Origin of the sequence: Streptomyces sp. MNU76, assembly GCF_020982545.1 — a bacterium.
Taxonomy (GTDB): Bacteria; Actinomycetota; Actinomycetes; order Streptomycetales; family Streptomycetaceae; genus Streptomyces.
The window spans coordinates 203,826-227,908 of the sequence record NZ_JAJKLK010000007.1; the positions used below are offsets into that span (position 1 = coordinate 203,826).

A 24,083-nucleotide genomic window follows, 5' to 3' on the forward strand; every position below is an offset into this window, starting at 1 on the left:
ACCAGCATGTTGCTCCATACTCTCGTGAAGTACGGCTCCGGTGCCGCCTCGTGCGAAAAAGGAGGCAAGAGTGGCCGAGACTGGACGCCCGCACGGTTTCGCCTCTTCGCCACGTCCGACCCCGGCTTCATCGAGACCTTGTCGAGTTTCATGTGTAGGTGATGGCGTCTCCACGCTCGCGGCGGCAACATCATCTACACCAGCACGAAATTCAGCCTCGCCGTCGATCGCCCCACCAAGACAAGATCAGCCACGTCGCTGAGCTCGGGCAGCCGCTTGGCTATGTGCGACTTGCCGTCATGACCATCCCAACGGCGGCCGTACTGGTCCAGAAGGCTTGCCCCGCCCAGTGTGGTACCGGGCGGCCGGGCACCTCGCCGAGGCCCACCAGCGGATCGATGCGCAGCGCTTGTCGTCCACCGTGCACAGATGTGCCCGGTCGTCTCCCATGCGGAATCCGTAGGCGAACTGCTAGGTGTCGCTTCAGCAACCTGGAGCGACACCGCAGCCCGAGCGGCCCTCGCGGCAACGCGGCCGTATCTCGATGTCCCCGCATCTGTGAGTGGAGCCCGCAGCGATCGGGGGCCAGAAGTGACCTTAGCCACCCCTGGACTGTCGTGCCCATCGTTCGCTGGCGTGGGGCCGTCGGTCAACCAACGGTGGGACGAAATTGAATCAACCGCTCCTTGGGCACCGCGCTGACCTGCGGCAGCGTCAGTTGAGAGAGCGCCCAGGTTTTTTGCGCTCTGGCGGGACATCCCTGCACCAACGCGGCCTGAGAATTGGCCCTTCCGTCGACGTGGCTGTCAACATCAGAAGCAGCGCGCAAGGGGCGACGGCAACCGCCCTTGTGACGCAGGAAGTTGGAGCCCGCAGTCGATCTGGAAGGTATTCGTCATGCGCGACAAGAATCAGCGCACTCCGTGCCTGGTGCATGGGCCTCGGCCCCTGACCGCCCCGGAAGCGGTCGTCATCGTGATCGTTTTGGTGTTGTCGGTCACTCTCGTCATGGCTGGCATGCCGTCGCTGGCGGTGTTTGTCCTCATGGGAGAGGCATGCAGCCTTGGTGCTCGACTGGTGCGCCGACTGCGCCGCAGCCTGCAGCCGGTCCCGGCCGCAGTGCAGAGCTAGCGATGGGGCGCCGAGAGAACCCGATCGGCGCGCGAAATCAGTCCCTGGCCCTCCTGGCGTCGAGGCTTCGCTCTTGGCGCCAGGAGGCTGGGTTGACCTATGCGCAACTGGCCGAGCGGACTCCATATAGCGCTGCAACCCTGTCACGTGCTGCATCTGGTCGCACTGTCCCCGCGCGGGAAGTGGTGGTCGCCTTCGCGGGAGCGTGCGGCGGGGAACCACGCCACGCGGAATACCTATGGAGATGGGCACGAGTTGACAGGTTCGAGGTGGCTGGTAAGCGTCGGCGCTCGCGTCGGGTGCACGTCACCTTGATTCGTGACTTTGCCGAGCTGCACGCGGGCATGGTCGAGCTGTACCAGCTGGATGGATCGTGCTCGTATCGCGAACTGGAAAGCCGCGCCGTTGCGGTTGGCGAGCGACTGCCTCGCACGACCATTGGCAGGTTCCTTACCCGTGCGACTGTCCCTAGCCGCGATTTCGTCCTGGCTTTTGTCCGAGCTTGTGGCGTCGACGATCACGAACTGGAGGCATGGGGGCAAGCGTGGGACCGCGCGCGCCGCCAGCGCCGAAAGCGGCCTTGATACCAGTGCGTGACGATGGTCTCCGCTCGGGGTATGAGCTGGTCGAGCAGTGAGTGTTAAGACAGTCCGGACGGACTCCTTACTGTGAGCGTCGACCATCAGCACGGCAGTCTGCGGGGCTTGCAGGTCGCGGGCTGTTCGGACTGATGGTCTGCGGCGAAGGGCTGGGTGCTATGGACGCAGTTCACCGCCACGACGAACGGGGTCCGACGACGCTCGAAGAAGCTCCGGCCGAAGTCCAGGGCGACAGTGGTGGTGGTCTTGCTCTCGGTGGGGCCGGCGTGATCGATGTCGGCGCTGGCGATGGTGAGCCGCTCTCCTCCGGCAGGCCACCCGCGTGCTCGACGGATACGGCGACCGTGACAGCGGAGTGCATGGACAGCCGCTCGCCAGGCTGCCTGGGCGCGACGCCGCCTGGGACGGGGCCAGCGCGATGACGCGGGCCCGGCGACAGTTGTCGCCAGGCATCACCGCGCGGGCAGCTCCGCACGGGGCAGGGTGCCCATTTGCTCGGCGTACGCCTTCCCTGCGGAGGATCTCGCCCGCGGCCAGGCCGAGCAGAGGCTTGGACTACGACGAGCAGCGTTTTCCGCGAGCGAAGTCGTGACCGGCAGCGGTGAGGTCTGATGTGAGATGCGGAGGGGTACGGTTTACGCGACATGCGTCACCCGGTGCTTCCGACCTTGACAGAAGCCGACCCCAGTACCACAACTCGCCGATGTGTCAAGGCATCTTGCCGGGCGCGCCTACGGACAGACTGTCCTCACACAGCTCTTGTCGGGTGGAAGGCTTCTTTTCACTAAGGCCACTACCAAGGTGAGGTTGTCGTCATGGCGCGTCGCAATCCCGAACGTCCGACGCACGGATTCACGGTTGCGGCTGCTGTCGACGCTGTCCCGGCGGCACGCCGCCAAGTTGTATCGCTAGCACAGGACTTGGGCCTTCGGTTGTCAGACCAGACGCTGGAGACGGTCGAGTTGTTGGCTGGCGAGGTGATCGCCAACGCTGTCCTGTACACAGATGCTCCATGCGATGTCTCTGTGACACGGGCCGCTGAACGGCTTCGTATCGAAGTCACGGACATGGACGCATCGTTGCCGACCGTTGTTGAGGCCGGGCCGAACGACGAGAGCGGTCGAGGCCTCCTGCTCGTGAACGCCTTGGCGGATGCCTGGGGGACGCAGCCGGAGCTCTTGGGCAAGACGACATGGTTCGAGATCACCCCGGGGCCGTCGACCGACGGCTTGGGCAATGACTCCGTGGAGGGACCGCCCTCACCCCATGCGGGTGGTGAACCTGCCGTGCAACGAACTGAGTGTCAGGCCCGCATGGCGTCGCCGGCCAACGCGCGGTGGTCGTTCCTCCCAGTAACTGCTGGGAAGGAGCATCAAGCTGCCTGAGGCTGTGATCCGAAACGACCGACCCCCGCAGCTCGCTCGGATGTCGCCGCAGGCTCCGGCATCAAGAGTCCGATCGGCGACAGATCATAGGATCCGTCGTCATTGGTCGCTTGATTCAACGCCATCTTGTGGAGTCAACTCCCGTAGAAATAGGCTCCTTTGATCACAAGGGCCACTTTGATGGCGCGGGGTCAAACCTGTTGGAAACCACGGAGGGAGAGTTCGTTGACCATCCTCACTAAGGATCTTCAGGCGACACGCAGTGTCGTCGTCCAGCCCACGGGCCTCACGGCTGCGCTACGGGAGGTCACCGCGAAGCGTGAGGCGGACCTGATCCGCTTCCGGACCTGCTGCGCTGATCCCCGAGCCAGCAAGTAAGCCGAGCCAGCAAGTAAGCCGATAGGGAGCGCGGTTTCGCCGCGCTCCCTATCACACCGGGGAACTACACCCCGGTCTCATCGTCGCCGCTCCTCTGTCTGCCAGCCGCTACGTCGGGAGGCCGCATGCCCGCATTGTCACTGCTCGACCGGCGAGGGGGCCTACATACCCTCATCACCCAACCAGGGGACACCGTAGCGTCGGCGATGCTTCGCAACTTCATCCCGCCCACGTCGGTTGTCACCTACTGTGAGCAGGACCAGCTGGTCGCGGATGACCACGTCCTGGACCCGGCACGTAGCTACGAAGCCCGACTGATCGAGGGCTATGACCTTGTCGGCATCCGCCGGCTATTCGAGAGTCGAGACAGTAGCGCCGGTTACGTACGACGCCGACTGTCGGTTGCCGATACCGGCATGCTGAGCATGGAGCGGACACCCCTGGACCTTCCGTCCGCCGCCGTTCACGTCGAGGCGACTGTACGGGAGACCATCGGCGAGTTCGGGCTCGTCCAAGGCGGCGATCGCCTCGTCCTCGGGCTGTCCGGCGGCGTGGACAGCGGCTCTCTGCTCATGCTGCTCGCCGCTTACAGAGACGCCGCAGAGCTGCCCAACGTAGAGATCGAGGCGGCCACCTTCCAGGACTTCGACAGCAAGTGGTCGGAGACTTTCGACTCCGCCGCTCGGCTGGCGGAGAAGCACAAGGTTCGCCACCACGTGCTGGAAGCCAGCTTGGCCGAGGAAGTCTTCCACCTCAACCGGCCCATGGCACAGATCCTCATGCTTCTGATGGAGACGGAGGATGCGCATCTCGCCATGTACGCGGATCATCACTCCACCCGTCGCGTACTGGAGGTGTACGCCGACCGGTTGGGCGCCAGGAAGATCGCGCTTGGGCTGCACACCACCGACCTGCTGGCCGGGCTCCTGAACTCGTACACGACCGGCTTCGATGTGGGACCGATTCCGCAACGCACCGTCGGACCCTATGAGTACATACTGCCGCTGGCCTTCGTACCCAAGCGCGAGTTGCACCTGTACTACACGCACCTCACAGGGTACGCGCCGAAGCAAACGACTCCCAACCAGTGGGAGTTCAATCCTGGCGACCGGAACTTCCACTACTTCCTGGCCGATCAACTCCAGTGGTCTTGGCCCGGTATCGAGACGTGGATGTTCACCGCACACGCACTGCAAGCCTCCAAGCACACGATGACCTTCGCTGCCTGCGAGAACTGCGGCGGCTCGATGGCCCAGCAGAGCGTTACCGACGCCGTGTGGTCCGGCGTGTGCGACGTGTGCGCACTGCTCGACAGGCACGGCTGGATCCATTCGTAACCGGCGGTACGAGGCGAACGGAGTCTGGACATGACCAACAGCCAGGAAAAGCGGGTTTCCCGCCGCAGGCTGCCCCTGATCACTGATCACGATCTGGAACCGCTGCGCCCCGTCGGGGTCGTCGACGGACACCAAGCATTCCGGGTCGGCGACCGCGAGACGCTCTTCTCCAACGAGGAGTTGGTCAGCCCGCTCCAGCCCTACCCGGGTGCTTGGTTGCCCCGCCTACCCGGTCGCACCGCCTACCCCTTGCCAGACCGGGTCGGCGAGTACGGCAGCTACACCGAGTTCCGCAAGGCCCCCAAATACATGGCCCAATGGGTTCACTGGAAGAAGCGCGCCGAGATGGTGCTTGAGGGGCGCTACCACGAGCTGACTGCCGCTCACTTCGAAGGCATCTTCACTCTCGTCTGCAACTTCATGTGCCCGCACTGCACCCGCCGGGTGACCCGCACCAAATGGGTCGAAGGGGGCGCCTGGGAGCACAACACCGAAGTCGAGAAGAAGAACACCATGCACCCAGCAGGGCTGCGCCGGGTCATCGACCAGCTCGCGCTCCAGCGCACCGACGAGCAGATGGGCATCGTCTGGGGTGGCGGCGACCCGACCGCCAATCCGTATACCTATGACGGGATGCTGTACGCACGCGAAAAGGGGATCACCTCAAGCTTTCTCACCAACGGCACGTTCCTGGAGGTAGACAACTGCCTCGACGCCGATCCGACCCTGATCCGAATCAGCCTCAACTGCGGTACAGAGGAGAGCTACCGCAAGTTCCACGGCTATCCGCGCGGCTGGGACTACTTCGACCGGGTCAAAGAGAACATGCGTGTACTAGCCCGCCGCAAGCTGGAGCGTGGAGCCCGCACACTGGTGGGGATCTCCCTGATCACCGACGAACGGAACATGGAGGACACGGTCGCCGCTGCAAAGGAGATCCGTGCCGTCGTCGAGGAGGCCGGCCCTGGCATCGACTACGTCATCGCTCGGCCAGTTATGAACTACGAGCACTTCGACACCACGTGGGCCCGCCTGCAGGACGACACCAAGGAACGTGCCCGGGAGCTCGTCAGCGAGGGCGGGGAGGCATGGAACATCATCAACGACCTCGGCATTCCCCTCATCCTCATCAAGGACTCCTACGAGGAGCCGCCGGCCAAGGACGACTACGAGGGTACGGATTGCCTGGCCTATGGAATGTACGGCGAGCTCAGGCACAACGGTGACGTGCAGTTGTGTTCGGACTCGTACGGAAATCCCGAGTACACCATCGGGAACCTCTTCGAGGACACACTCGAGGACATATGGCAGTCGGATCGGCGGCGCGAGGTCCTGGACCGGATCAACGCCAAGAAGTGCTTCCAGACCACGTGTCCGCACAACTCGCGGGGGCACCACCACAATCGGGTGTTCCACCAGGTCGAGCGGCTACGTCGGGCTGGGGAGATCGACAAGGTCCGGCGTTGGATGGAGGACCTTCGGGAAGTCACCTACCCGCTGGGGCACTCGTTCTTCGTCTGACGCCTTCACCCAACAGTCCGCCGCCCACCACCCGTCCGACCAGCCTGTATGCGGCAGCGCTCCGGGCGGATCCGCCACAGGGACCGGAGGTACTACGTCATGACCGCACCGCCTGGCATACGGACCCGCTGGCCGCTACCCGATCAGGTCGCGACCTACGGTGACCTGGGCACATTCCAACGCGCTCGTAAGGAGAGCGGGCAGTGGGTCTTCTGGGAGGACCGTGCCGAGCTGGTACTCCAGGGCCGCTATGACGAAGTGATACCCCTGCACATCGAGCTGTCTCCGACGTATCTGTGCAACTTCGCGTGCCCTTGGTGCAGTTGCCGCAGCGCTCGTGAGGACTGGTCGGACAACGACGTCTTTAACCATCCGCGCGCCACTCCGATGACGGTAATGCGGAAGGAAAAGATCGACGACGTACTTTCCCACCTGGCCGAGCATCGTGTCGGCATTATGTGGGTGGGCGGCGAGCCAACAATGAACCCGTTGCTGTACTCGACCGCTCTACGTGCCGACGCGCTCGGTCTGTCCCAGTGTCTGTTCACCAACGGCAGCCTGCTCAGCCCGCGGCGCGTCGACGCGCTCTTCGACGCCAATCTGGTGTTCATCCGCGTCAGCCTCAATGCGGTAAGCCCTGATGTCCACCAAGTCCATCACGACTACGACCCGCGCCGTGGGTACGCGGACCGGGTCCTGGAGAATCTGCGCGCTCTGGCCGAGACAGGAGCGCGGCGGCGCTCGTCCACCCTCGTCGGCGTATCGATCGTGGTCGACGAACGCAACCTCGGAGACCTGGAACTAACTGCCGAGCACCTGTGTCACCTCGCAGAACGATACGGCCCCGGGGCTGTCAGCTACGCCATCTTCCGTCCGGCGTTCCCCTTCCACACCGCGCAGCTCGATGTTCGTTCCGACACCGTCGAGCGCTTCCTGGGTGCGATCGGGCCGGACGCGCCCTGGCACCGACGGATGCGCGAGGCAGGCATCGATGTGGTGATACCCGAGCAGTCCGTCCCCGAGAACACCGTCGCCCCCGCTGACCTGCCTGTCCGAGACGACCTGGGGTGCCTCGCCGCCGGCTGGTTCGGGGAAGTCACCCCGAACGGTGACATGGTGCTGTGCTCAGACCAGTACGGCAATCCGGACTACTTCATCGGAAACGTCGCCTCCTCCTCGATAGGGGAGCTATGGAGCGGCGATGGTCGGCGCACAGCCTTGAAGCTCGCCCGTGACACCTCCTGCTACACCACCTACTGCCCCCGCAACGGCCGGGGCTATTTCCTGAACCAGCTGTTCCGCCAGGTGGAGCAGCTGCGCACACAGGGCCGCCTGGACGAGGTCGCCACCTGGATCGAAGATCTTCGCGCGGTCCTGCCCCGACCGACCCACAGCTTCTTCCTGTGACCGGAATGGCGATCACCACGGGAACTCCGAAGCCCGTCACACCACCGCAACGCCGCCTGGGGCCGACCGGACCCGAAATTCACCCGTTGGTGCTCGGCACGATGAACTTCGGCCCGCACACACCCGAGCCCCAGGCCCACCGCATCCTTAGCACCGCCGTGGACCTCGGCCTCACTCTCGTCGACACGGCCAACGTCTACGGGTGGCGGCCCGGCGGCGGCTGGACTGAGCAGATCATCGGCCGCTGGCTGCGAAACAACCGTAGGACTCACGACCGAGTGTTGATCGCCACCAAGGTGTACAGGCCCCTCGACGACTGGCCCAACTCCGGTGGCCTGTCCGCCCTCAGCCTGCGCAAGTCCTGCGAACGCTCCCTGCGCAACCTCGGTGTCGAGACGATCGATGTGCTCTACCTTCACCACATCGACCGCACCACGCCAATCGAGGAGACCCTTTCCGCACTGCACAGCCTGCGCTCCCGTGGACTCGTCCGGCACTTCGGCTACTCCAATTTCGCCGGCTGGCACTTGGCCCGCGCACAGGAGACCGCACGCACCCTGGGTATCCAAGGCGGAGTAGTCGAGCAGTGCTTGTACAACGCCATGGTGCGCGAAGCCGAACGCGACGTGCTCCCGGCCTGCGCGGCGTACCGCCTGGGCACACTGGCCTGGAGCCCCCTCAATCGGGGTCTGCTGGCCGGATTCACAGATGCGGGGCCTCGCCGACGCGACCCACGCACCGCCACCACGCACTCCCGCCATCGAAGGGCGCTGGAACGCTTCTGGGCGATCTGCGCGGAGGCCGGTGCCCATCCCGAGCAGGTCGCTCTGTCATGGGTGATCCGGCGAGCGACCGGTGCGGTGATCGGCCCCCGCACGGAAGCACAGTTGCTGTCGGCGGTTGCGGCACTCGACCTCAGCGCCGACAGAGCCCTGACCGAGACAGTGGACAACGCCATCGATACCGTTTTCCCCGCACCGCGGCCATGGACGCTTCCCCTGCGCAACAGCACCGAACCGGCTTCGGGTCGGCCGATCGGCGGTGTCCGGTGACATCCGCCCTAGTGAGCGAACGGCAGACAGCAGGTGGTAACGACCTCGAACTGCTGCGCCGACTGCGCCGCGCAGTCCACCGCCGACCCGAAACGGCCCACCGAGAACATCGCACGGCAGCGTACGTCGAACGCCTTCTCACCCGCTTCGGCTTGCACCCCTTCCGCCCGGCCCCCACCAGCGTCGCAGTCCACATCGGCCCACCCGGCATCCGCCCCGCAGTGGGCTTCCGCGCAGACCTCGACGCTCTCGCTGTCGCCGAGGAGACATCAGCGCCATACCGATCACGCGTCCTCGGCGTTATGCACGCCTGCGGCCACGACGGACATACCGCCGCCGTGCTGGCGCTGGCTCGCCGGCTTGCCGCCGACCCGCCGCGCGACCACGCTGTCCTCCTGGTCTTCCAGCAGGGAGAGGAGGCCCATCCATCCGGGGCGCCCCTGGTGCTGCAAGGTCTACCCGCGGCGATGAGGCCCCCCATGTTCTACGGCCTCCACCTGTGGCCCGAATTGCCCTCTGGCGTGATCGGGCTGCGAGACGGACCGCTGCTGGCCTCGGTGGCGGGTATTACCGTCCGGGTCACCGGCGCAGAAGGCCGGGCCCACGGGACCCAAGCCGAAAGCGGAGGCGTGGACGCCCTTTCCGCCGGAGTAGACCTATACCGCGCACTACCCACTGTCGCGGCGGGACGCACGCTGACCGAGAACCGCCGGCACGCCCTCCACGTGGGACGGCTGACAGCTGGCGAACAACCGCATCGCGTGCCCCTCCAGTGCGAGCTGCACGGAACGTTGCGGGCGCTGTCCGACGCCGACGAAAACGCAGCCTTAGCTCAGTTGCGACAGCTGACCTCAGTGATCGCGAGACGCACCGGGGCAGCGATCGACGTCGAGGTCGAGCGAGACATCCGGCCCTCGCTATGCAACAGCGCCAGCGCCGTAGATCTGGCCGCCGCAGCCTGTCGCGCAACAGGCGTTGCGCTGCGTACCTATCCCGCCCAGCCCTTGGGAGTCAGCGACGACTTCGGCTGGTACCTGAAGGACGGTGCAGGAGCCATGCTCCTGGTTGGCTGCGGCAACGGATCATCCCCTGCCGATCTGCACACGCCGCTCTTCGACTTTGACGAGGAAGCCCTCGTACCAATCGTCGACGTCTTTACAGAGCTGGCGCGTCACCCCTTCGGTCACTAGCACCGCCAGTGGTGACCAGATCCGTAAAGGAGACGGGCAGTGACACAACCGGTGAGCCTTCCGCACAGCGCGGTAGTCGAGGCATGCCCGGACTTGATTGGCCTCGTCGAGACGCAGTGGAGGCAGCTGGCCATCGACGACGCCACACTCGGGACACCAGCCACGCAGACAGCATGGCGGCACCGGCTTCACAGCGAGCTGGGCGAGCAATGGGGTCAGCTCGTGCGCAGAGTACGCGCCGGCCTCGACGCAACGCCGCACGCGGTAGTTGTCGCCCCACGACCGGGAAAGCCAGCATCGATCCCTCTGCTGGCCGCTCTGTCGGTCGCGCTTGGCATGCTCACTGTCCCGCACACGGCAGGGCAGGCGCTGCACGTCCTACGTAGACACTCCGCGGACGGCGCCGATACCCGGTGGCACACCGACGGCGCCGGCTGGGCCCGACAGAATGTCTTCACCTGCCTGCTCTGCGCGACTCCGGCTGAGAGGGGCGGTGCCACCGAACTCCTGCCATGGACTGTGCTCCGCGAGGCGCTGGCCAGCGACCATGGGCTGCTGCGGCAACTGCAGACGACGGCCATTCCATGGGTACTGGACGACGACAGCCAGGCGGGTACGGTTTTCGCTCCGATCGTCGCCCCGGATGGCCTTCGCTACCTGCGCGAGCAAATCGACTCCGCCGCGCAATCCTTCCCGGAGCAGGCACAAGAGCTGCACGACCTGGACGAGCGCCTACACCAGTCCCTGCGGTCGGTTCGCGGGCACCTCGCGTGGCGGCTCTCCGAGGGGGAAATTCTGCTGTTTGACAATCGGCGATGCCTGCACCGCCGTGGCCCGCTACCCCCCGGGGATGTAGGGGATCGGACGCTGGTGCGGACCAGGCTTGTCGACCCAGTCTGGGCGAGGACCGCAATGCCCCTGTTCTAATGTCTGCGAGCCTGCTCGCTCCGAGCAGGCTCGCAAGAGACGGAACCAGGAACGGGCGGATATCCGCGGGGCGACAACTTCCCAAGCGCGGACATCCGCAAGCGGCGGACCCGCGGGGAGGTTCGCCCGCGCAGATTCCGTACACGAACGAGCTAGGTCATCCCAGCGGTTCGATGATCCGCTTACCCATGTAGGGCACCAGCACCTCGGGCAACTCGACCGTCCCGTCCGACCGCTGCCCGTGCTCCAGCAGTGCCGCCCACAAACGCGGCGTCGCGATGGCCGACCCATTCAGCGTGTGTACAGGGGCCGTCTTGCCGCCCGCGAGGCGGTAGCGGATGTTACCGCGCCTGGCCTGGAAGTCACTGAAGTGACCGACCGAGGAGCACTCGAGCCAGCGGTCGACTCCAGGCGCGTACACCTCAAGATCGAAAATCCGCGCCGAGGAAAACGTGAGGTCACCGGTGCACAGATCAAGGACCCTGTAGGGCAGCTCCAGCAGTTGGAGTGAACGCTCGGCGTCTGCCAGCAGGCCGTCGAATTCCTCCTGTGCATTCTCAGGTGTGCAGATCCGGACCAGTTCCACCTTGTGGAACTCATGAACCCGCTGGAAGCCCCGGGTGTCCTTCCCCGCCGCACCCGCCTCGCGACGGAAGCAGGACGTGTGTGTCATATACCGCTTAGGCAGCTCATCGGGGTCAAAGATCTCGTTCTGATGCAAACCGGTCAGCGGTACCTCGCCAGTGGGGACCAGCCACAGGTCGTCGAGCGTGGTGTTGTAGGCGTCGTCCGCAAACTTGGGCAGGTGCCCAGTGCCCTCCATGAGCGGCCCGCGCACGAGGTGGGGTACGACCGTCTCGATGTAGGTGTCCCGATTGATGTCCAAACCGAACTGCACCAGAGCCCGCAGCAATCGGGCGCCATCGCCGTAGAGCAGAGCGAAACCCGACCCACTGAGCTTGGCAGCCCGCTCAGCATCGAAGATGCGCAAGTCAGACGCGATGTCCCAGTGCGGCCGGTACTCTTTACCTTCGAACTCCTGGACGGGCGTGCCTTCATGGCGCAGCACCACGTTGTCATCCTCGGTCTGCCCCACCGGCGCCTCAGGAGCGGGCAGGTTGGGGAGACGCAGCATCTGGTAGCGGAAATGCTCCTCGGCCTCCCGGTACTCGGCCTCCTGCTTGGCGATCTGCGCTTTGAGCTCGCCTAGGCGCTTGCGCTCGTCTTCCGCCGACGGGTCACCCTTGGCCATAAGCTGGCCGACCTGCTTGGAACGGCGGTTCATCTCGGCCCGCAGCTGCTCCAGCTCAGACATCACCGACCTGCGGTGCAGGAGAGAGTCGTATGTGGCACGCACCGCCTCGGGAGACGTGCCTTTCGTCTCCAGCGCCACCGCTACAGCGTCCACATCCTGGAGCAACAAATTCGGGTCGATCATCCTGTACCTCTCAAAGCACCTGGGGTAGCGACTCTAGTCAGTCGGCCGATTGCGGCCAAACTCGATTCCCGACGTCCGCTAGATCAATACTGCTACGATCCGCGAGCTCGCGGGCATGGTTTGCCACCTCTCTAGTAGCCACATCCGCCTCCAGGACCAGCCACCCAGGGTTCACGACGCGCTGATCACCAGATCGAGGTCGGCCCAACGGTCGAGTCAGGTCCCGGGGACCCTTGGGGTGCTGGGCGCATGGACAAGTAATCGCCAGTCTTGATGTGGATGCGAACGTGCGTCCGAGCTGCCAGGATGGCGCGCTATGCCACCGCACCCGCTGCTGGATGCTGGATTCATCGATGCGCTGGAGCCGTACCTGGAAGAGGTAGGCACCGTCTTCCACGCCTTCCGAGAGCAGGACTCCGGCTGCGTGTCGTTCGGGGTCGCCGTCGGGAGCGAGCGGTGGTTCGTGAAGGGCGCGACCGAGTCGGAGGCGGCAGTCTCGCTACGCCGTGCGGTGAAGATCCATGCCGCGGTCCAGCACTCGGTGATTGTGCCACTCCAGCACGCCTTCGACATCGCTGGCGGACTGGCTCTCGTCTACCCGTGGGTGGATGGCGTTGTCTTGTACCACCCCACCCTCTCCCGCCACGGCGGCCGTGCTGCTCCCGACAGCCCGATGGCCCGATTCCGCAGACTCCCTCTCCCTGTCGTCCTCCAGGCGCTGGATAAGATCCTCGACGCGCACCTGGCCGTCGAGCGAGCAGGGCTCCTCGCTGTCGATTTCTATGACGGCTGCATGCTGTACGACTTCGATGCCCACAGCATGGTCTTGTGTGACTTGGACGAGTACCGGCCGGGGCCGTTCCTTCTGGACGCAGAGCGGTTGCCGGGTTCGAGGCGCTTCATGGCTCCGGAGGAGTTCGTCAAGGGCTCGACCATCGACGTCCGAACGACCGTGTTCGTGCTCGGCCGAGCTCTCCGTCTGCTACTGGATGCCGGCGATGAGGAGCAGGGATGGCGGGGCTCGCCTTCGCAGCTGGCGGTCGTCGGCAGGGCGACGACACGTGATCCTGCCCATCGGTACGCCTCTGTCGATGCGTTGATGCAGGCATGGCATGCGGTCAGCGCGGCAGATTGATTCCTTTGCGCTCATCCTTTGGGCGTGAAGGATTGCCTGGTCGGGTTGTTTCTGTGACCGACGGTGGGGGTCGTATCGCGGGTTCTGGCCGCCGACAGCGCGGCGATCATGGAGTTCCGCCGCCATGAAGGTTCTCTTGGACATCGAGGATTGGGCAGCGAGATGAACTCCAACATGCCTGGCCTGCCACCGCGCGGCTGGCAGGCGCAGATTCTGCCGAAGTTGAGCCAGATCGCCGCTGGCGACGAACGCATCCGCGAGCTTCGCGTTCATGGATCTGCGAACGACCTTGTGTCCGGCACGGATGTGTGGTCCGACCTTGATCTGCTTTTGGTTTCCGAAGCACCGATTCTTGTGGCGGAAGACTTCGCGCGGCACATTGAGGACTTCTTCGCCCCCTCGTTCGCGTCCCAGCGCAGCTGCGCTGCCAACAAGTACGTCGTCCGCCTCGTGCTGCCCGATCTGCGTCGCCTCGACATCACCGTGATGCCTTCCATCGGATGTGAGGTGGTTCCGCAGTTCGACGCTGCGGCCGAGGACGTTGAGGACACCGTGACCGAGCTGGTCAACTCTTTCCGGTTCGACGCGGTGCTAGCGGCGGTCAAGGCTGCTCGCGGGGACATGCTGATTGGCGCGCACCTTGCGCTCCAGCTCGCCCGCCATGCCCTCGTGGTCGCGATGCTGATCCGTGATCGAGAAGCGGGGACCAACCACCACCGCCTCGGGGGCACCCGCTGGGACGCGTGGGCAGTACGGCTCGCATCGGCGCCCTCTCCGTACACGCGTGAAGGGATCACTGCGGCCATCCGCGAATACATCGACGCCTTGGACGAGCTTCTGCTGCTCACTCACCGGGCACATGATTTCGGCTCCACCAACCAGCCGCTGCTGAACCTCTTGGCCGCGATCGATGCTCACAACGCGGATGCACCGGGACGGTGACACCCTCCGGGACAGGCTCTCTGATCGCCTATGCGGCTTGGCTCTTGGCGGGGACCGCGGCAAGAGCTGGTGTCGGGACGGCCTGCTCGTCAGGGAATTCGATGCCCAGAATGCGCAGCAGGTCCGTGGTGATCACGCGGTAGGCGTTGCCGAGGCGCAGGACCCGGCACGGGTACTGGTCGCGCTTGGCCAGTGCGTACCCGGTGCTGCGGCCGATGGCCAGCGCACGGTTGGCAGTGTCGAGGTCGATTGCGGCGGGGAGGGCGAGAATCTCCGCGCGGGTCAGGGCCTGCGGTCCACGGGCTGCGCCAGGTGTAGCCATGACGTACTCCGATCTGGTGAAGCGGTCTGCAGTGGGAGAACTTGTACCACGGATGTTGCAGCAACCATTTTTTTCGTCGTAAGTTGTAGCTATGACAACCGACGACTGGTCCACGCAGCTCACCGCCCGCGTGGCCGAGCAGCTGCGCCGGGCCCGCAAGGAAGCCGGCCTCACCGTGGCGGAGACGGCCGATGCCTGCGCCGCGCTCGGCCTGGCCGTGCCGAAGACGACGATCACCAATCTTGAGAACGGGCGGCGCAACTCGGTCGACCTCGCCGAGTTCCTCGTACTGGCCGAGGTGCTCGCGATTCCGCCCATCAGCCTGCTGTTCCCACTCGGCGTCGCTCCCACGGTGGCAGTGTTGCCGGGCCGGCAGATGTCCGTCTGGGACGGCGTGGCCTGGTTCACCGGCGAGGCTCCGACGGACAAGCCCGCCCCGGAGGGAACGCCTCGCGAGTTCCTGGACACCTTCCGGGCGCACAGTGACGCCGTCGCCACGGCCCTGACCTCCACCAAGCTCGCCAAGGAACGCAGGCAGAAGGCGAGCATCACGCTCGACCCTGCTCGCCGCCAGACCCTCCTGGAAGCCGCGCAGGGGTACGAGCAACTCTCCTTTGATGACTGCAGAGAGCTGCGCGACTTCCGCAATGCGATGCGCGAGCGCGGGCTGTTCCCTCCCGACCTTCCCGTGCAGCTTGCCTTCGTCGACCAGCCCGAGTCCGACTCCGAGGACGATGCGTGAACGGAACCACCACCCGGCGCTGTTCCTGCCGCAACCCCGAGACGGGGAAGAACTACGGCAAGGCGTGCCCGAAGCTCTCCAACAAACGTCACGGCACGTGGGCGGTCCGCCACGAGCTGGTGAACCGGCAGGACGGCACCCGCCGCGAATTCCGCCGCAGCGGCTTCGACACGTCCGCCGAAGCGACGGAGGAGCTGAGCAAGGTCCGCGCGCTCCTCGCCATCCCGGACGCCGATGACCCGGCGGCCCAGCTGGCGATGAGCGACATGCTGGAGACCTGCGCCAAGAGCAAGGAGCCCCTCCCCGACTACGACGAGACCCGCAGGCGTCTGGCCGCCGGGCAGGCTCTGAATCCCCGGATGACAGTCGGGGAGTGGCTCGACCTGTGGCTGGCCGGGAAGAAGCGGCTGCGCGTGAACGGCATCAAGCGGTACGACACCGACATACGGGTTCATCTCAAGCCGCACCTGGGCCAGATACGCCTCGACAAGCTCCAGGTGCCGCACCTGGACAGGATGTTCGACGCAATCAACGAGTCGAACATCGAGATCGAGGAGCAGCGCGCCCAGCGTCGCGCCGCGCTGGAGGAGCTGAAGACCATCCCGTGGAAGGGCGCGGAGAACCGCGCCCGCCGCCAGTGGTTGAAGGCCGCCATCGACCAGATGCCGCCGTTCCGCCGGATCACCGGTATCAACACCCAGCACCACATCAAGGCCACCCTGCGCGCGGCACTGAACACCGCCATCGCCCAGCGGATCATCCCGAACTACAACCCGGCCGAGCACGTCGAGCTGCTGCCCGGGACCAAGCCCAAGGCGCTTGTGTGGACCGAGGAGCGGGTGGCCCACTGGGAGGCGACCGGTGAGCGCCCCTCCCCGGTGATGGTCTGGACGCCGGAGCAAACCGGAACGTTCCTCGACTTCATCGCGGACCACCCCCTGTACGCCATGTGGCGCCTGATCGCGTTCCGGGGTCTGCGCCGAGGAGAGGCATGCGGCGTCCGCTGGATCGACCACAACGGCAAGACCCAGGCACTCTCCGTCGCCACCCAGCTCGTCCAGGATGGCTGGGAGATCGTCGAAGGTGCCCCGAAGACCGACAGCGGCATCCGGATCATCGCCCTGGACGCCGAGTCCAACCGGGACCTGGAAGCTCACCGCCGCCAGCAGGACAAGGCGCGGAAGAAGTGGGGCTCGGCCTGGCGGGAGACCGGTCGCATCTTCACGGACGAGGACGGCTCCTGGCTCCACCCGGGCAAGGTCTCCGACATGTTCGAGCGGCTGGTGGCGGCGGCCGGTCTGCCGCCGGTCCGGTTGCATGACCTCCGCCACGGGGCGGCGACGTTGATGCTTGCCGCCGGGGTCGACATCAAGGTCGTGTCCGAGACCCTCGGCCACTCCGACACCCGTATTACCCGGGACATCTACCAGGCCGTCCTCGACGATCTCGCCCGCGCCGCCGCCGAAGCGGTCGTCCAGCTCGTGCCCCGCTCCGGCCGCCGGCTTCGGGCCGTTCCCGGTGAGCGGGCTACCCGTCCCTCCGCCGCCGAGCCGTCGTCCTCCAAGCGGCCGGATGCGGGCCCGGCCGACGAGCACACCGCCTAACAACCGTTGTCACCGAACGAGTCCCGGTCAGCGGGTATCTGACCAGGTACTCCGGGCCCTCCCGCACTGGCGGGAGGGCCCTTCGGCTTCATCCATGAGTGATCAAGCCCAGTACCTGCGGCATGAACTCCTCCTGCTCCACCTCGTACCCACGAGCATCGACCTGCTCGGCGAAGCGCCTCACCTGTGGCGCCGTGGCGGGGTTGTCGATGATCGTCCGAAGCGTTCGGGTTCCTGCGTAGTTACGCTCCCGGCGGGGCTTCGCGCCACTCATCGAGCCCACGTCCACGACGATCGCGTGGGGGACGCAGCGCACCACCAGGTTGGCGATGTGTACGCCGTCGGTGTCTGCGTCGCACACCACCCAGGCTCTCGGGCACACGGGGCCGAGTTCGCTCAGAACCTGCTGGAACTCGGCTCCGTTGAAGCCGCTGGTCCAGACGACGGCGTGTCCTGGCAGGCTCCGGGCCAGGTATCCGGCGGCCTCCTTGTTCTCCACGACCACCAGTTCGTTGGCGGTGGTGCTCACGGTCATGGGTATCGCGGTGAAAGGCACGGTGACCAGCGAGCCCAGCCCCTGCATGGTCAGCCGTCCGCTGCCCTGGCCGATGGCCACGGGACCGGAGATCGACAGCTCCGGATACTTCAGTACGCCCAGCCGTTGCCGAAGCTGCTTGCTCATCCCGATGTCGGCCAGTGCCTTGTCAGCGTCTACGGCCTTGGTGTCGTCGCGCAGGCGGCTGGAGAAGTCACGCACCCCGAGGTAGGTCTCCCCGGCCAGCAGTGCCTGCGCTACCGCCACGTAGACATCGAGCCTTCCCGTGTCCCGTGGAAGTTCCAGGGCTGCCGCCAGCGCCTTGGCTTCTGGCACGTTCAAGTGGATCCGCTGCGCGAGCGACAGCGCTTCGGCCTGGAGCTTGCTGCCGCGGTCGAGGGCGTCGCCCTTCACCCGGGCGGCATAGGCGAGAGTGGCCGCGGTCAACTCCCATCCGAGGACGGCTCCAGGCTGGCCGTCGACGCCCGGTGGTTGGGTGGTAACCGTCACCACCCCGGCCAGGATGAGTGGGGCGAGCTGCTCCAGCACGGGGTATCTCCGGGTGACCGTGCCGCCCCTCCTGGTGGACGATGCGAGGATGAAGCGCTGGTTGCTGTCGTCCAAGGCTTGGAGCGTCTGCTCTGCGGAACCGGGGGCCGGCGGCTGGGCGGGTTCGATGCGGAGCGCCACGAGGCGGGAGCTGCCCTTCTGGACGCCCTCCTCGTACCGCTCGCGGTAGACCGGATAGGCGCACAGCCCCACCGGCAGCCCTTCGACCGGCGCGGGTTTGCTGCTGGTGACGGTGTGGGTGCCGTCGCCGGGCGCTGCTGCGTTGCTCACCGGGCGTCCTCCATCGGGATGCTGTCCCATACGTCGAGGAGATCGGAATCCGAATCGTTCATGACCTGTGGCTCGGCGTTGAGGACGTCGTCCTTGTAGCGGGACAGGTTGATCAGCGTCGCGCAGTGGGGGCGTAGCGAGTTGATGTCCTGGCTCTGCACTGCGAGGACCACGGTGATGCCGTACTCGCGGGCGATGCGCCGGAGGGCCTTTGCCACCTCGCCGACGTTTCGGGAGTCGAGGTTGTTGCCGGCCTCATCGATGATCAGCATGCGCCCTGATGAGGTACCGCCGGAGGCCAGAGTGGAGGCGGCGAGGAAAGCGTGGAAGATGACGTACTCGGCGGTGTTCCGTTCCCCTCCGTGGTACGGGATGGGGTCTGCGCCGGGCTTGACCCAGTGAGGGCGGACTTCCCACCGCAGCGGGTCTTCCGGGTCGGTGGCCGCCCGGTGCCGTACGTTCAGCCGTACCCGGCTCTGGCCGGCCGATTCCAGCAGCGCGTTCATCCGCTCTTCGGCTTCGGTGAACACCGCCTCGATGTTCTTGATCAGCGTCTCCCTGTTGCCTTCACTCCACTTGATCGAGTCGGCCACGTTGGCCTCGGAGGCTTCCAGGGCCTTCTGGCTTCGTTCACGGCGGGCGAGGATCGCCTGCTGCTCCTCCGCACCGCCTCCGCTGTAGAAGTCGATCCAGCGGGTGGCGGGTTCGGAGACCTCTTGGAAGGAGCGGGGCTGCTCGTTCGGATCGGGTTCTTCGTCCAGCCAGGCGAGGGTGGATGCGACCGCGACACGGATCTGCGCAACCGTGTCGGAGGTGACCTCGTCCTGGTGGTCGCGGAAGCCGATGTGCCGCCACTGGGTCGATGAGCACCCGGCCAGTTCCAGCCCACGGCTGATCTGTTTCCGCGCCTGCCACAGCGTGGTCTGCGGCGTCGGCTGTTGCGGCTGGGAGATCACCAGGGCTTCGGCAGCGGCGATACCTGCGGGGAAGGCTCGTGCGAGAAGGGCCAGAGACTCTGTGCACGCCTGCACGACAGCGAGTTGTGTTTTCCGTTCTTCGTCCTTGCCAGCGGCCTCTCTGCCAGCAGCGGCGAGCTCACTCTTGACACGCTGTGCGTTCTGCTCCGCCGACCCGTATGCGGTCTCGGCTTCGGCGCTGCGGGTCCTGGCCTTCGCCTCAGCCCCTTCCGCGGCCTTGGCTTCCCCCTCCGCCCGGTCGATCCGACCGTTCAGTTCCGTCAGCTGAAGGCGCAGCTCACCGACATCGAGCGCCGCCTGGCAGCATGCCAGCCACGCATCGGCGTCGTCCCGGTCCCGGTTGGCCTGCCGAGCCCGCCCTTCTGCGTCCTCACGCTGTTCCGTCGCCCCCTCCATGCGTTCCCGGGCCGCCGCGATCCTCGCCAAGCGATCAGTGATGGGCACCTCGAAACCGCCGTACATCCGCAGGCCGAGCGCTTCATCATGCACGATGTCCGCATCGTCCGTGTCCTGGGTCCGCGTCTCCAGCGCGCTCAGGAAGGCTTCCACCGGCGGGAAGCCCGCTCCCTCGGTGGAGAGTTCCTTCACCGGGAACAACACGCAGCCCGGGAGTAGTCGCGCGGCCCTGAGCGCCTGCTCTGCTTCCGGAAGATCCTCCTGACGGACGATGACCGTCTGGGCATGGACGGCGAGCCGGGCCTCCCAGCGGCGACGATCCCGTTCCGCGAGGTCTCCGATCCTGACGGCATCCACCAGCGGGACAGCCCGAAGGCCAGCGCTGTCGAGAGCTGCGATGATCTCCCCGGCCTTGCCGCCCTGCCCCTTGGCTTCCCGCTCGTAGGCAATCCGGCACCGCTTCTCTTCAGCGCTGGCATCGCGAACGGCATCACGGGCCAGCTCGACCGCGGTGTGTGCCTCTGCGAGATCCGCTTGGGCCTGTTCCAGGGCGTTGGCATCGCCTCGGGCTGCCTTGTCCGCGAGCGCCGCGATCTTCCCTTCGAGCACCTGGTGTTCGGACTGGAGCCGACCGAGGCTGAGTGTCACGTCCCGCTTGGTGGTCTCTGCCTCCCGGAGGCGCTGCGCCGCCTCGACCGCGAGGAGCCGGAGACTTTCGGTGTCCTGGCAAGCCCGGAGCCGTTCCTGGAGGACATCGATGTTCTGCCTGATCTCTTCCAGCTGTGTCTTGGCCTCCTCCGCAGCTCCGGCGGCGGACGCGCTGACCCGCTGCTGCTCGACGATCCGGGCGGCCAGGTACAGGTTCCAGTCGGTCTCGGCATCGATAAGAGCGGCGCGCGCCTGGAGCATCCTGGAGATCGCCTTCAAGGTGATCTCGTCCCGCTCGTACTGTTCCTGCGCGGCCTGCCGGTCTGCCTCCAGGCCGAGCTTGTGTTCGTAGATGCCCTTCCGTGCCTTCTGCTCGTCAGCGAGGAGCCGATTCTTGCCAGCCAGGTTGATGAGCATGTCCGCTAGGGCATCCGGCCTGTGCGGCTTGCCGGCGGAGGACAGAATGCCGTCGTCGATGTTCTTCTCGCCCCGCTTGCGCAGGTAGGCGAGGCAGCGGGTGCCGTTGCCGAAGAGCTTCTCGGCGTATTTGCCGGAGGTCAGGGCGGGACCAGGGAGGTCGTTCCACACTTCCGTTGCGTGGGTGGCGCACTCCAACTCCGTGGCTCCGAGCGCCAAGCGGATACCGGGGGCGAACTTGACCTGGACGAAGGGCTCGGTTCGCTGGATGCGCATCCATACGGTGACTGCGCTGGTGCGGGGGTCGCCCTCCTTCCAGTACACGCTGGCGATATAGCCGCTGGGCGCATCGACGAGTTGCTTGGTCTCGGCGGCGTTCTGATTGAACAGAAGGTTCCTGGCGTGGTGTCCGATGCCGCCGCGCAGCCAATCCGCGTCCGCGTTCGCCAGGGCGATGGCACTGGCCATCATGGACTTCCCGGCGCCGTTGGAACCGCCCTCGGGACCGGTGCCGGTGAGGAGAGTTACATCAGCGTGGCTGACGGGGATGATGCTGCTGGTGTGGCGCCCGATGCGGACGAGCTGGAACATGCGTAAGGGCTTGGCCCCTACGGCTCCCAACGCCTCCAGAGGCATGGCGAGTTGCGGTTCCTCGGTCACGCGGCAGCTCCTGCTTCATTGGCACGCCGACGGCGTAGCTCGTCGGCAACGAGGCTGCCCGGGTCGGCGAGCATGAGGACGTTCTCCCTCAGCCTCTGATCTTGCTCGGGGGTGAGGCGTTGCAGGAGTGATTCCTGGATGCGGTTGCGGGAATCGATCAGGCCGAGGGCTTTGAGCCGGGACAGCGCTTCGGCGATGTCCCTCCCCTTGAGGCAGTCTCGCCCGTCGGGCCCCTTGTGGTCCCGCAGGCGGCTCTCGATCGTTCGGCGTTCAGGGGCTCCGCCGGACTCGGGAATCAGTCGGTCGTAGAGGTAGACCAGGGCGAGCGCCGCGAGGTTGGTGGCCGTCAGCCCGCCCAAAGGCGCCTTGAGGACTGGCGTAACGGCGGGGTGCCAGCCGCTGATGTATCCGGTCACTTCCCTGCGCCCGCTGTCGCTGACCGCGGTTGCCTCGATGAGTGTGCGGCCGATGCCGGCCAGGAGACGTTCGGCTTCTCGCCTCGTGGCGGGCTCCTCGAACTGTTGCCAGTCGCGGGCGGGCAGTGGTGCATCTGCCGCTTCCAGGGCTCGGACACAGTCCACCGCGTCGTTCTCGTACCAGGACGCCTTGGCTGTGGTGACTTCCGGTGTAGGCACTGGCGGTGCGCTGTGGCTCTCGTCTCCTTGGTGGGGGTAGGCGCGGTGGCGCCGCAACCGCACTGCGGCGCTGTTCAGCGCGGCGTGGGTGGACGGGTCGAGGGTGCTGGCGGCAGGGCCGAGACGCACCGTGCGATCGGGCTGGAGACGCAGCAAGCCTGCTTGGGGGAGGGCACGTTCCAGCGCGGGTACGGCCCAGGTATGGGCGTTCTTGTCCGTACAGGCGCGCAGCAGGGCGACGACATCGGCGAGAGGGATCACCGATAGTTGTTGCCGCTGGGTGAGAAGGGCGTAGGCGGCGACGAAGGTGACCACTTCCTTGGGGTTGAGCCGGTTCCTGGGAAGGCGGGGGCTCTCGGTGGAGGCCGCCGGTTCCCCTCCGGACCAGCCGAGTACCGCAAGCGATCCGCTGGCTGGGTCGTCGACGAGGTGGACACGCAACCCAGCGGCCGTGGCGGCCTGTTCCATGCCGGTGAGAGGCAGTCCGAGGGTGGGCAGTGCCCCGCCGGAGTGGCGCAGCAGTGCCAGGGCTCGCGCGGTCTCGTCCTCGGTCACGGGGCGTCCTTCCGGTCGGGTTCGCGGCGCAGGCTCATCGGTGTCACCCATGACGGGCGTCTCTTCCGTGGATCGGGGTCGCCGTGCTGCGGTGGCCCCTTCCGGCTATGGAGGCGGTAGCGGGTGTCCAGGGCTGAGAGTTCGAGCAGGTTGCAGAACAGTTCGGAACCGCTGCGCCACGAGCGGGACAGGAGTATGGGGGTCAGGTCCATCTCGTCCAGTTCGCCGAGCAGTTCATCGGCGATGGCGCGCAGAGCGTCGTCCTTTGGTTCCGGGAGGGGCGCGGCCTGGCGATTGGGCCGGTCCGGAAGAATGTCCTGGACGGGTTCGAGGAGAAGTTCTTCGGCTGCGGCTTCGATTGCGGCGGGATCCAGCCAGGCGCGGGCGCCGTCGAAGTGGATTCCGTCCCACAGGCCGGCGAGTTCTTTGACGGTGGAGGTCTGCGCGGCGCGCACCAGGCTCGCGGTGTGCAGCTCGGCCTTGCGGTCCAGACGTGCTTCTCGGCGCAGGAGTTGCACCAGATCAGTGCGGACGCTCACGTACTTGTTAACGGCTGTGATCATGCGATCCAGGTCCGTCGCCAGCTCCTGGATCTGACGAAGACTGAAGAAGGCCTTGTCGCACACCAGCCGGATCCGCTCGGCCAGGTCACGCGTGTCCAGCTTGCCGATCTCGATGGCGGCGGCGATGTCGTTCTGGGTGATGATCTCGCGGATCGCCCGGGATCGTCCTTGGACCAGGCCCCTGAATGCGTGCAGTTTCTGCCGGAGTTCCCCTGCTTCGGCCTCGGGATTATCCAGACCGTTCATGAAGTAGGTGAGGACTTCCATCAGCACTTGGTGGTTGAGGGTGTCGGTCACCATGGGGAAGAGCAGCAAGCCCACGTGACCGGCCTCGGTGAGCTCCACGTGTGTGTCGTTCAGCTTGCCCCGGGCCAAGCGCACCGAGTCGGCGGCGATGAGCTGGCCGAGCCGCGATCTGACCGTGCTGTGACCGAACCTCGGGGCCAGCACGGCGTACAGCTCACGGATGGGGAAGCCCTGGTCATCTTCGCTGGCTGCGAGCATGTCGCAGATGGCCTTGGCACACTCGATCTCTTCGTCACCGACGTTGAGGCTGGCCGCGCTGCCGATCACCGGGCCGAAGATGCTGGCCGCGTTCCTTGATCGAACCGAACGGAATGCCAGAGCCTGCCTCGGGATACCGGCCGACCGGGATGCGACCCCCTCCGACAGGCTCTGACCTTCCCCAACTTCCTCCGCAGGTAACCCGTTTGGACGCATGGTTCGAAAGGTAACCGACGCCTCTGA

The 24,083-nt window shown here is 65.9% G+C and carries 20 protein-coding genes; 14 read left to right on the forward strand and 6 right to left on the reverse strand.

From position 1 onward, the window contains the following. Window positions 1-897 precede the first annotated feature (897 nt). The 10 genes from E4N62_RS18905 to E4N62_RS18945 all read left to right on the forward strand — a co-directional run bounded on the left by E4N62_RS18905 (window position 898) and on the right by E4N62_RS18945 (window position 10,927). Window positions 898-1,131 (forward strand): hypothetical protein, encoded by a 234-nt coding sequence (locus E4N62_RS18905; RefSeq protein ID WP_230215870.1) that lies wholly within the window; start codon window positions 898-900, stop codon window positions 1,129-1,131. A gap of 2 nt (window positions 1,132-1,133) precedes the next feature. Further along, the gene (locus tag E4N62_RS49500; protein ID WP_374117016.1) at window positions 1,134-1,715 is read left to right on the forward strand and encodes a helix-turn-helix domain-containing protein; all 582 of its coding nucleotides are present in this window, start codon (window positions 1,134-1,136) and stop codon (window positions 1,713-1,715) included. 830 nt (window positions 1,716-2,545) lie between these two features. Then, window positions 2,546-3,115, forward strand: a complete 570-nt coding sequence (locus E4N62_RS18910) for an ATP-binding protein (RefSeq protein ID WP_230215871.1) — start codon at window positions 2,546-2,548, stop codon at window positions 3,113-3,115. A 225-nt stretch (window positions 3,116-3,340) separates the two neighbouring features. Next, window positions 3,341-3,493 carry a hypothetical protein gene (locus tag E4N62_RS18915; protein WP_230215873.1) on the forward strand — a complete coding sequence of 51 codons (153 nt, stop codon included), beginning with the start codon at window positions 3,341-3,343 and terminating at the stop codon, window positions 3,491-3,493. A 206-nt stretch (window positions 3,494-3,699) separates the two neighbouring features. Beyond that, window positions 3,700-4,830, forward strand: a complete 1,131-nt coding sequence (locus E4N62_RS18920; protein ID WP_230215875.1) for a 7-cyano-7-deazaguanine synthase — start codon at window positions 3,700-3,702, stop codon at window positions 4,828-4,830. Between the two features lie 30 nt (window positions 4,831-4,860). Further along, window positions 4,861-6,351, forward strand: coding sequence for a radical SAM protein (locus tag E4N62_RS18925; protein ID WP_230215877.1), 1,491 nt, complete (start codon window positions 4,861-4,863; stop codon window positions 6,349-6,351). A gap of 99 nt (window positions 6,352-6,450) precedes the next feature. Continuing rightward, window positions 6,451-7,758: a radical SAM protein gene (locus E4N62_RS18930; RefSeq protein WP_230215878.1), complete on the forward strand. Its 1,308-nt coding sequence runs from the start codon at window positions 6,451-6,453 to the stop codon at window positions 7,756-7,758. Between the two features lie 89 nt (window positions 7,759-7,847). Next, window positions 7,848-8,810, forward strand: a complete 963-nt coding sequence (locus E4N62_RS18935) for an aldo/keto reductase (protein WP_230216311.1) — start codon at window positions 7,848-7,850, stop codon at window positions 8,808-8,810. Continuing rightward, window positions 8,744-10,000, forward strand: a complete 1,257-nt coding sequence (locus E4N62_RS18940; RefSeq protein WP_230215880.1) for a M20 family metallopeptidase — start codon at window positions 8,744-8,746, stop codon at window positions 9,998-10,000. The genes E4N62_RS18935 and E4N62_RS18940 overlap by 67 nt, the downstream gene beginning before the upstream one ends. 39 nt (window positions 10,001-10,039) lie before the next feature. Further along, window positions 10,040-10,927 carry a TauD/TfdA family dioxygenase gene (locus E4N62_RS18945; protein ID WP_230215882.1) on the forward strand — a complete coding sequence of 296 codons (888 nt, stop codon included), beginning with the start codon at window positions 10,040-10,042 and terminating at the stop codon, window positions 10,925-10,927. Window positions 10,928-11,084: 157 nt separating this feature from the next. On the opposite strand, the gene serS is transcribed toward E4N62_RS18945, so the two are convergent. Further along, a complete protein-coding gene (gene serS, locus E4N62_RS18950) occupies window positions 11,085-12,365 on the reverse strand; it encodes a serine--tRNA ligase (RefSeq protein ID WP_230215884.1) in 1,281 nt (426 codons plus the stop codon). 316 nt (window positions 12,366-12,681) lie between these two features. Between serS and E4N62_RS18955 the strand changes: the two genes are divergently transcribed. Together E4N62_RS18955 and E4N62_RS18960 are read left to right on the forward strand one after the other, a co-directional pair. Next, a complete protein-coding gene (locus tag E4N62_RS18955) occupies window positions 12,682-13,500 on the forward strand; it encodes a serine/threonine protein kinase (RefSeq protein ID WP_230215886.1) in 819 nt (272 codons plus the stop codon). A 162-nt stretch (window positions 13,501-13,662) separates the two neighbouring features. Then, window positions 13,663-14,442, forward strand: a complete 780-nt coding sequence (locus E4N62_RS18960; protein WP_230215888.1) for a hypothetical protein — start codon at window positions 13,663-13,665, stop codon at window positions 14,440-14,442. A 28-nt stretch (window positions 14,443-14,470) separates the two neighbouring features. Here the strand turns inward: E4N62_RS18960 and E4N62_RS18965 are convergent, their stop codons facing one another. Next, window positions 14,471-14,764, reverse strand: a complete 294-nt coding sequence (locus tag E4N62_RS18965; RefSeq protein ID WP_230215890.1) for an integrase — start codon at window positions 14,762-14,764, stop codon at window positions 14,471-14,473. A 91-nt stretch (window positions 14,765-14,855) separates the two neighbouring features. On the opposite strand from E4N62_RS18965, the gene E4N62_RS18970 reads away from it, so the two are divergent. Both E4N62_RS18970 and E4N62_RS18975 read left to right on the forward strand, forming a co-directional pair. Further along, entirely contained in the window at window positions 14,856-15,506 is a 651-nt protein-coding gene (locus E4N62_RS18970) for a helix-turn-helix domain-containing protein (RefSeq protein WP_230215892.1), read from the forward strand. After that, window positions 15,503-17,110, forward strand: a complete 1,608-nt coding sequence (locus E4N62_RS18975) for a site-specific integrase (RefSeq protein ID WP_230215894.1) — start codon at window positions 15,503-15,505, stop codon at window positions 17,108-17,110. The genes E4N62_RS18970 and E4N62_RS18975 overlap by 4 nt, the downstream gene beginning before the upstream one ends. 88 nt (window positions 17,111-17,198) lie before the next feature. Here E4N62_RS18975 and E4N62_RS18980 read toward each other — a convergent pair whose 3' ends face one another. Genes E4N62_RS18980 through E4N62_RS18995 form a run of 4 tightly spaced genes read right to left on the reverse strand, consistent with a single transcriptional unit; the run spans window position 17,199 to window position 23,909 of the window. Then, window positions 17,199-18,485: a hypothetical protein gene (locus tag E4N62_RS18980; protein ID WP_230215896.1), complete on the reverse strand. Its 1,287-nt coding sequence runs from the start codon at window positions 18,483-18,485 to the stop codon at window positions 17,199-17,201. Further along, entirely contained in the window at window positions 18,482-21,583 is a 3,102-nt protein-coding gene (locus E4N62_RS18985; RefSeq protein WP_230215898.1) for a hypothetical protein, read from the reverse strand. Before E4N62_RS18985 ends, E4N62_RS18980 begins: the two co-directional genes overlap by 4 nt. After that, entirely contained in the window at window positions 21,580-22,773 is a 1,194-nt protein-coding gene (locus E4N62_RS18990) for a hypothetical protein (protein ID WP_230215900.1), read from the reverse strand. Before E4N62_RS18990 ends, E4N62_RS18985 begins: the two co-directional genes overlap by 4 nt. Further along, window positions 22,770-23,909, reverse strand: a complete 1,140-nt coding sequence (locus tag E4N62_RS18995) for a hypothetical protein (RefSeq protein ID WP_230215902.1) — start codon at window positions 23,907-23,909, stop codon at window positions 22,770-22,772. Before E4N62_RS18995 ends, E4N62_RS18990 begins: the two co-directional genes overlap by 4 nt. Between the last annotated feature and the right edge of the window lie 174 nt (window positions 23,910-24,083).

Coding starts and splice junctions, on each gene's coding strand:
- serS (WP_230215884.1), bottom strand. CDS start 12,365: ATGATCGACCCGAATTTGTTGCTCCAGGATGTGGACGCTGTAGCGGTG.
- E4N62_RS18905 (WP_230215870.1), top strand. CDS start 898: ATGCGCGACAAGAATCAGCGCACTCCGTGCCTGGTGCATGGGCCTCGG.
- E4N62_RS18925 (WP_230215877.1), top strand. CDS start 4,861: ATGACCAACAGCCAGGAAAAGCGGGTTTCCCGCCGCAGGCTGCCCCTG.
- E4N62_RS18955 (WP_230215886.1), top strand. CDS start 12,682: ATGCCACCGCACCCGCTGCTGGATGCTGGATTCATCGATGCGCTGGAG.
- E4N62_RS18930 (WP_230215878.1), top strand. CDS start 6,451: ATGACCGCACCGCCTGGCATACGGACCCGCTGGCCGCTACCCGATCAG.
- E4N62_RS18960 (WP_230215888.1), top strand. CDS start 13,663: ATGAACTCCAACATGCCTGGCCTGCCACCGCGCGGCTGGCAGGCGCAG.
- E4N62_RS49500 (WP_374117016.1), top strand. CDS start 1,134: ATGGGGCGCCGAGAGAACCCGATCGGCGCGCGAAATCAGTCCCTGGCC.
- E4N62_RS18970 (WP_230215892.1), top strand. CDS start 14,856: ATGACAACCGACGACTGGTCCACGCAGCTCACCGCCCGCGTGGCCGAG.
- E4N62_RS18920 (WP_230215875.1), top strand. CDS start 3,700: ATGCTTCGCAACTTCATCCCGCCCACGTCGGTTGTCACCTACTGTGAG.
- E4N62_RS18940 (WP_230215880.1), top strand. CDS start 8,744: ATGGACGCTTCCCCTGCGCAACAGCACCGAACCGGCTTCGGGTCGGCC.
- E4N62_RS18965 (WP_230215890.1), bottom strand. CDS start 14,764: ATGGCTACACCTGGCGCAGCCCGTGGACCGCAGGCCCTGACCCGCGCG.
- E4N62_RS18910 (WP_230215871.1), top strand. CDS start 2,546: ATGGCGCGTCGCAATCCCGAACGTCCGACGCACGGATTCACGGTTGCG.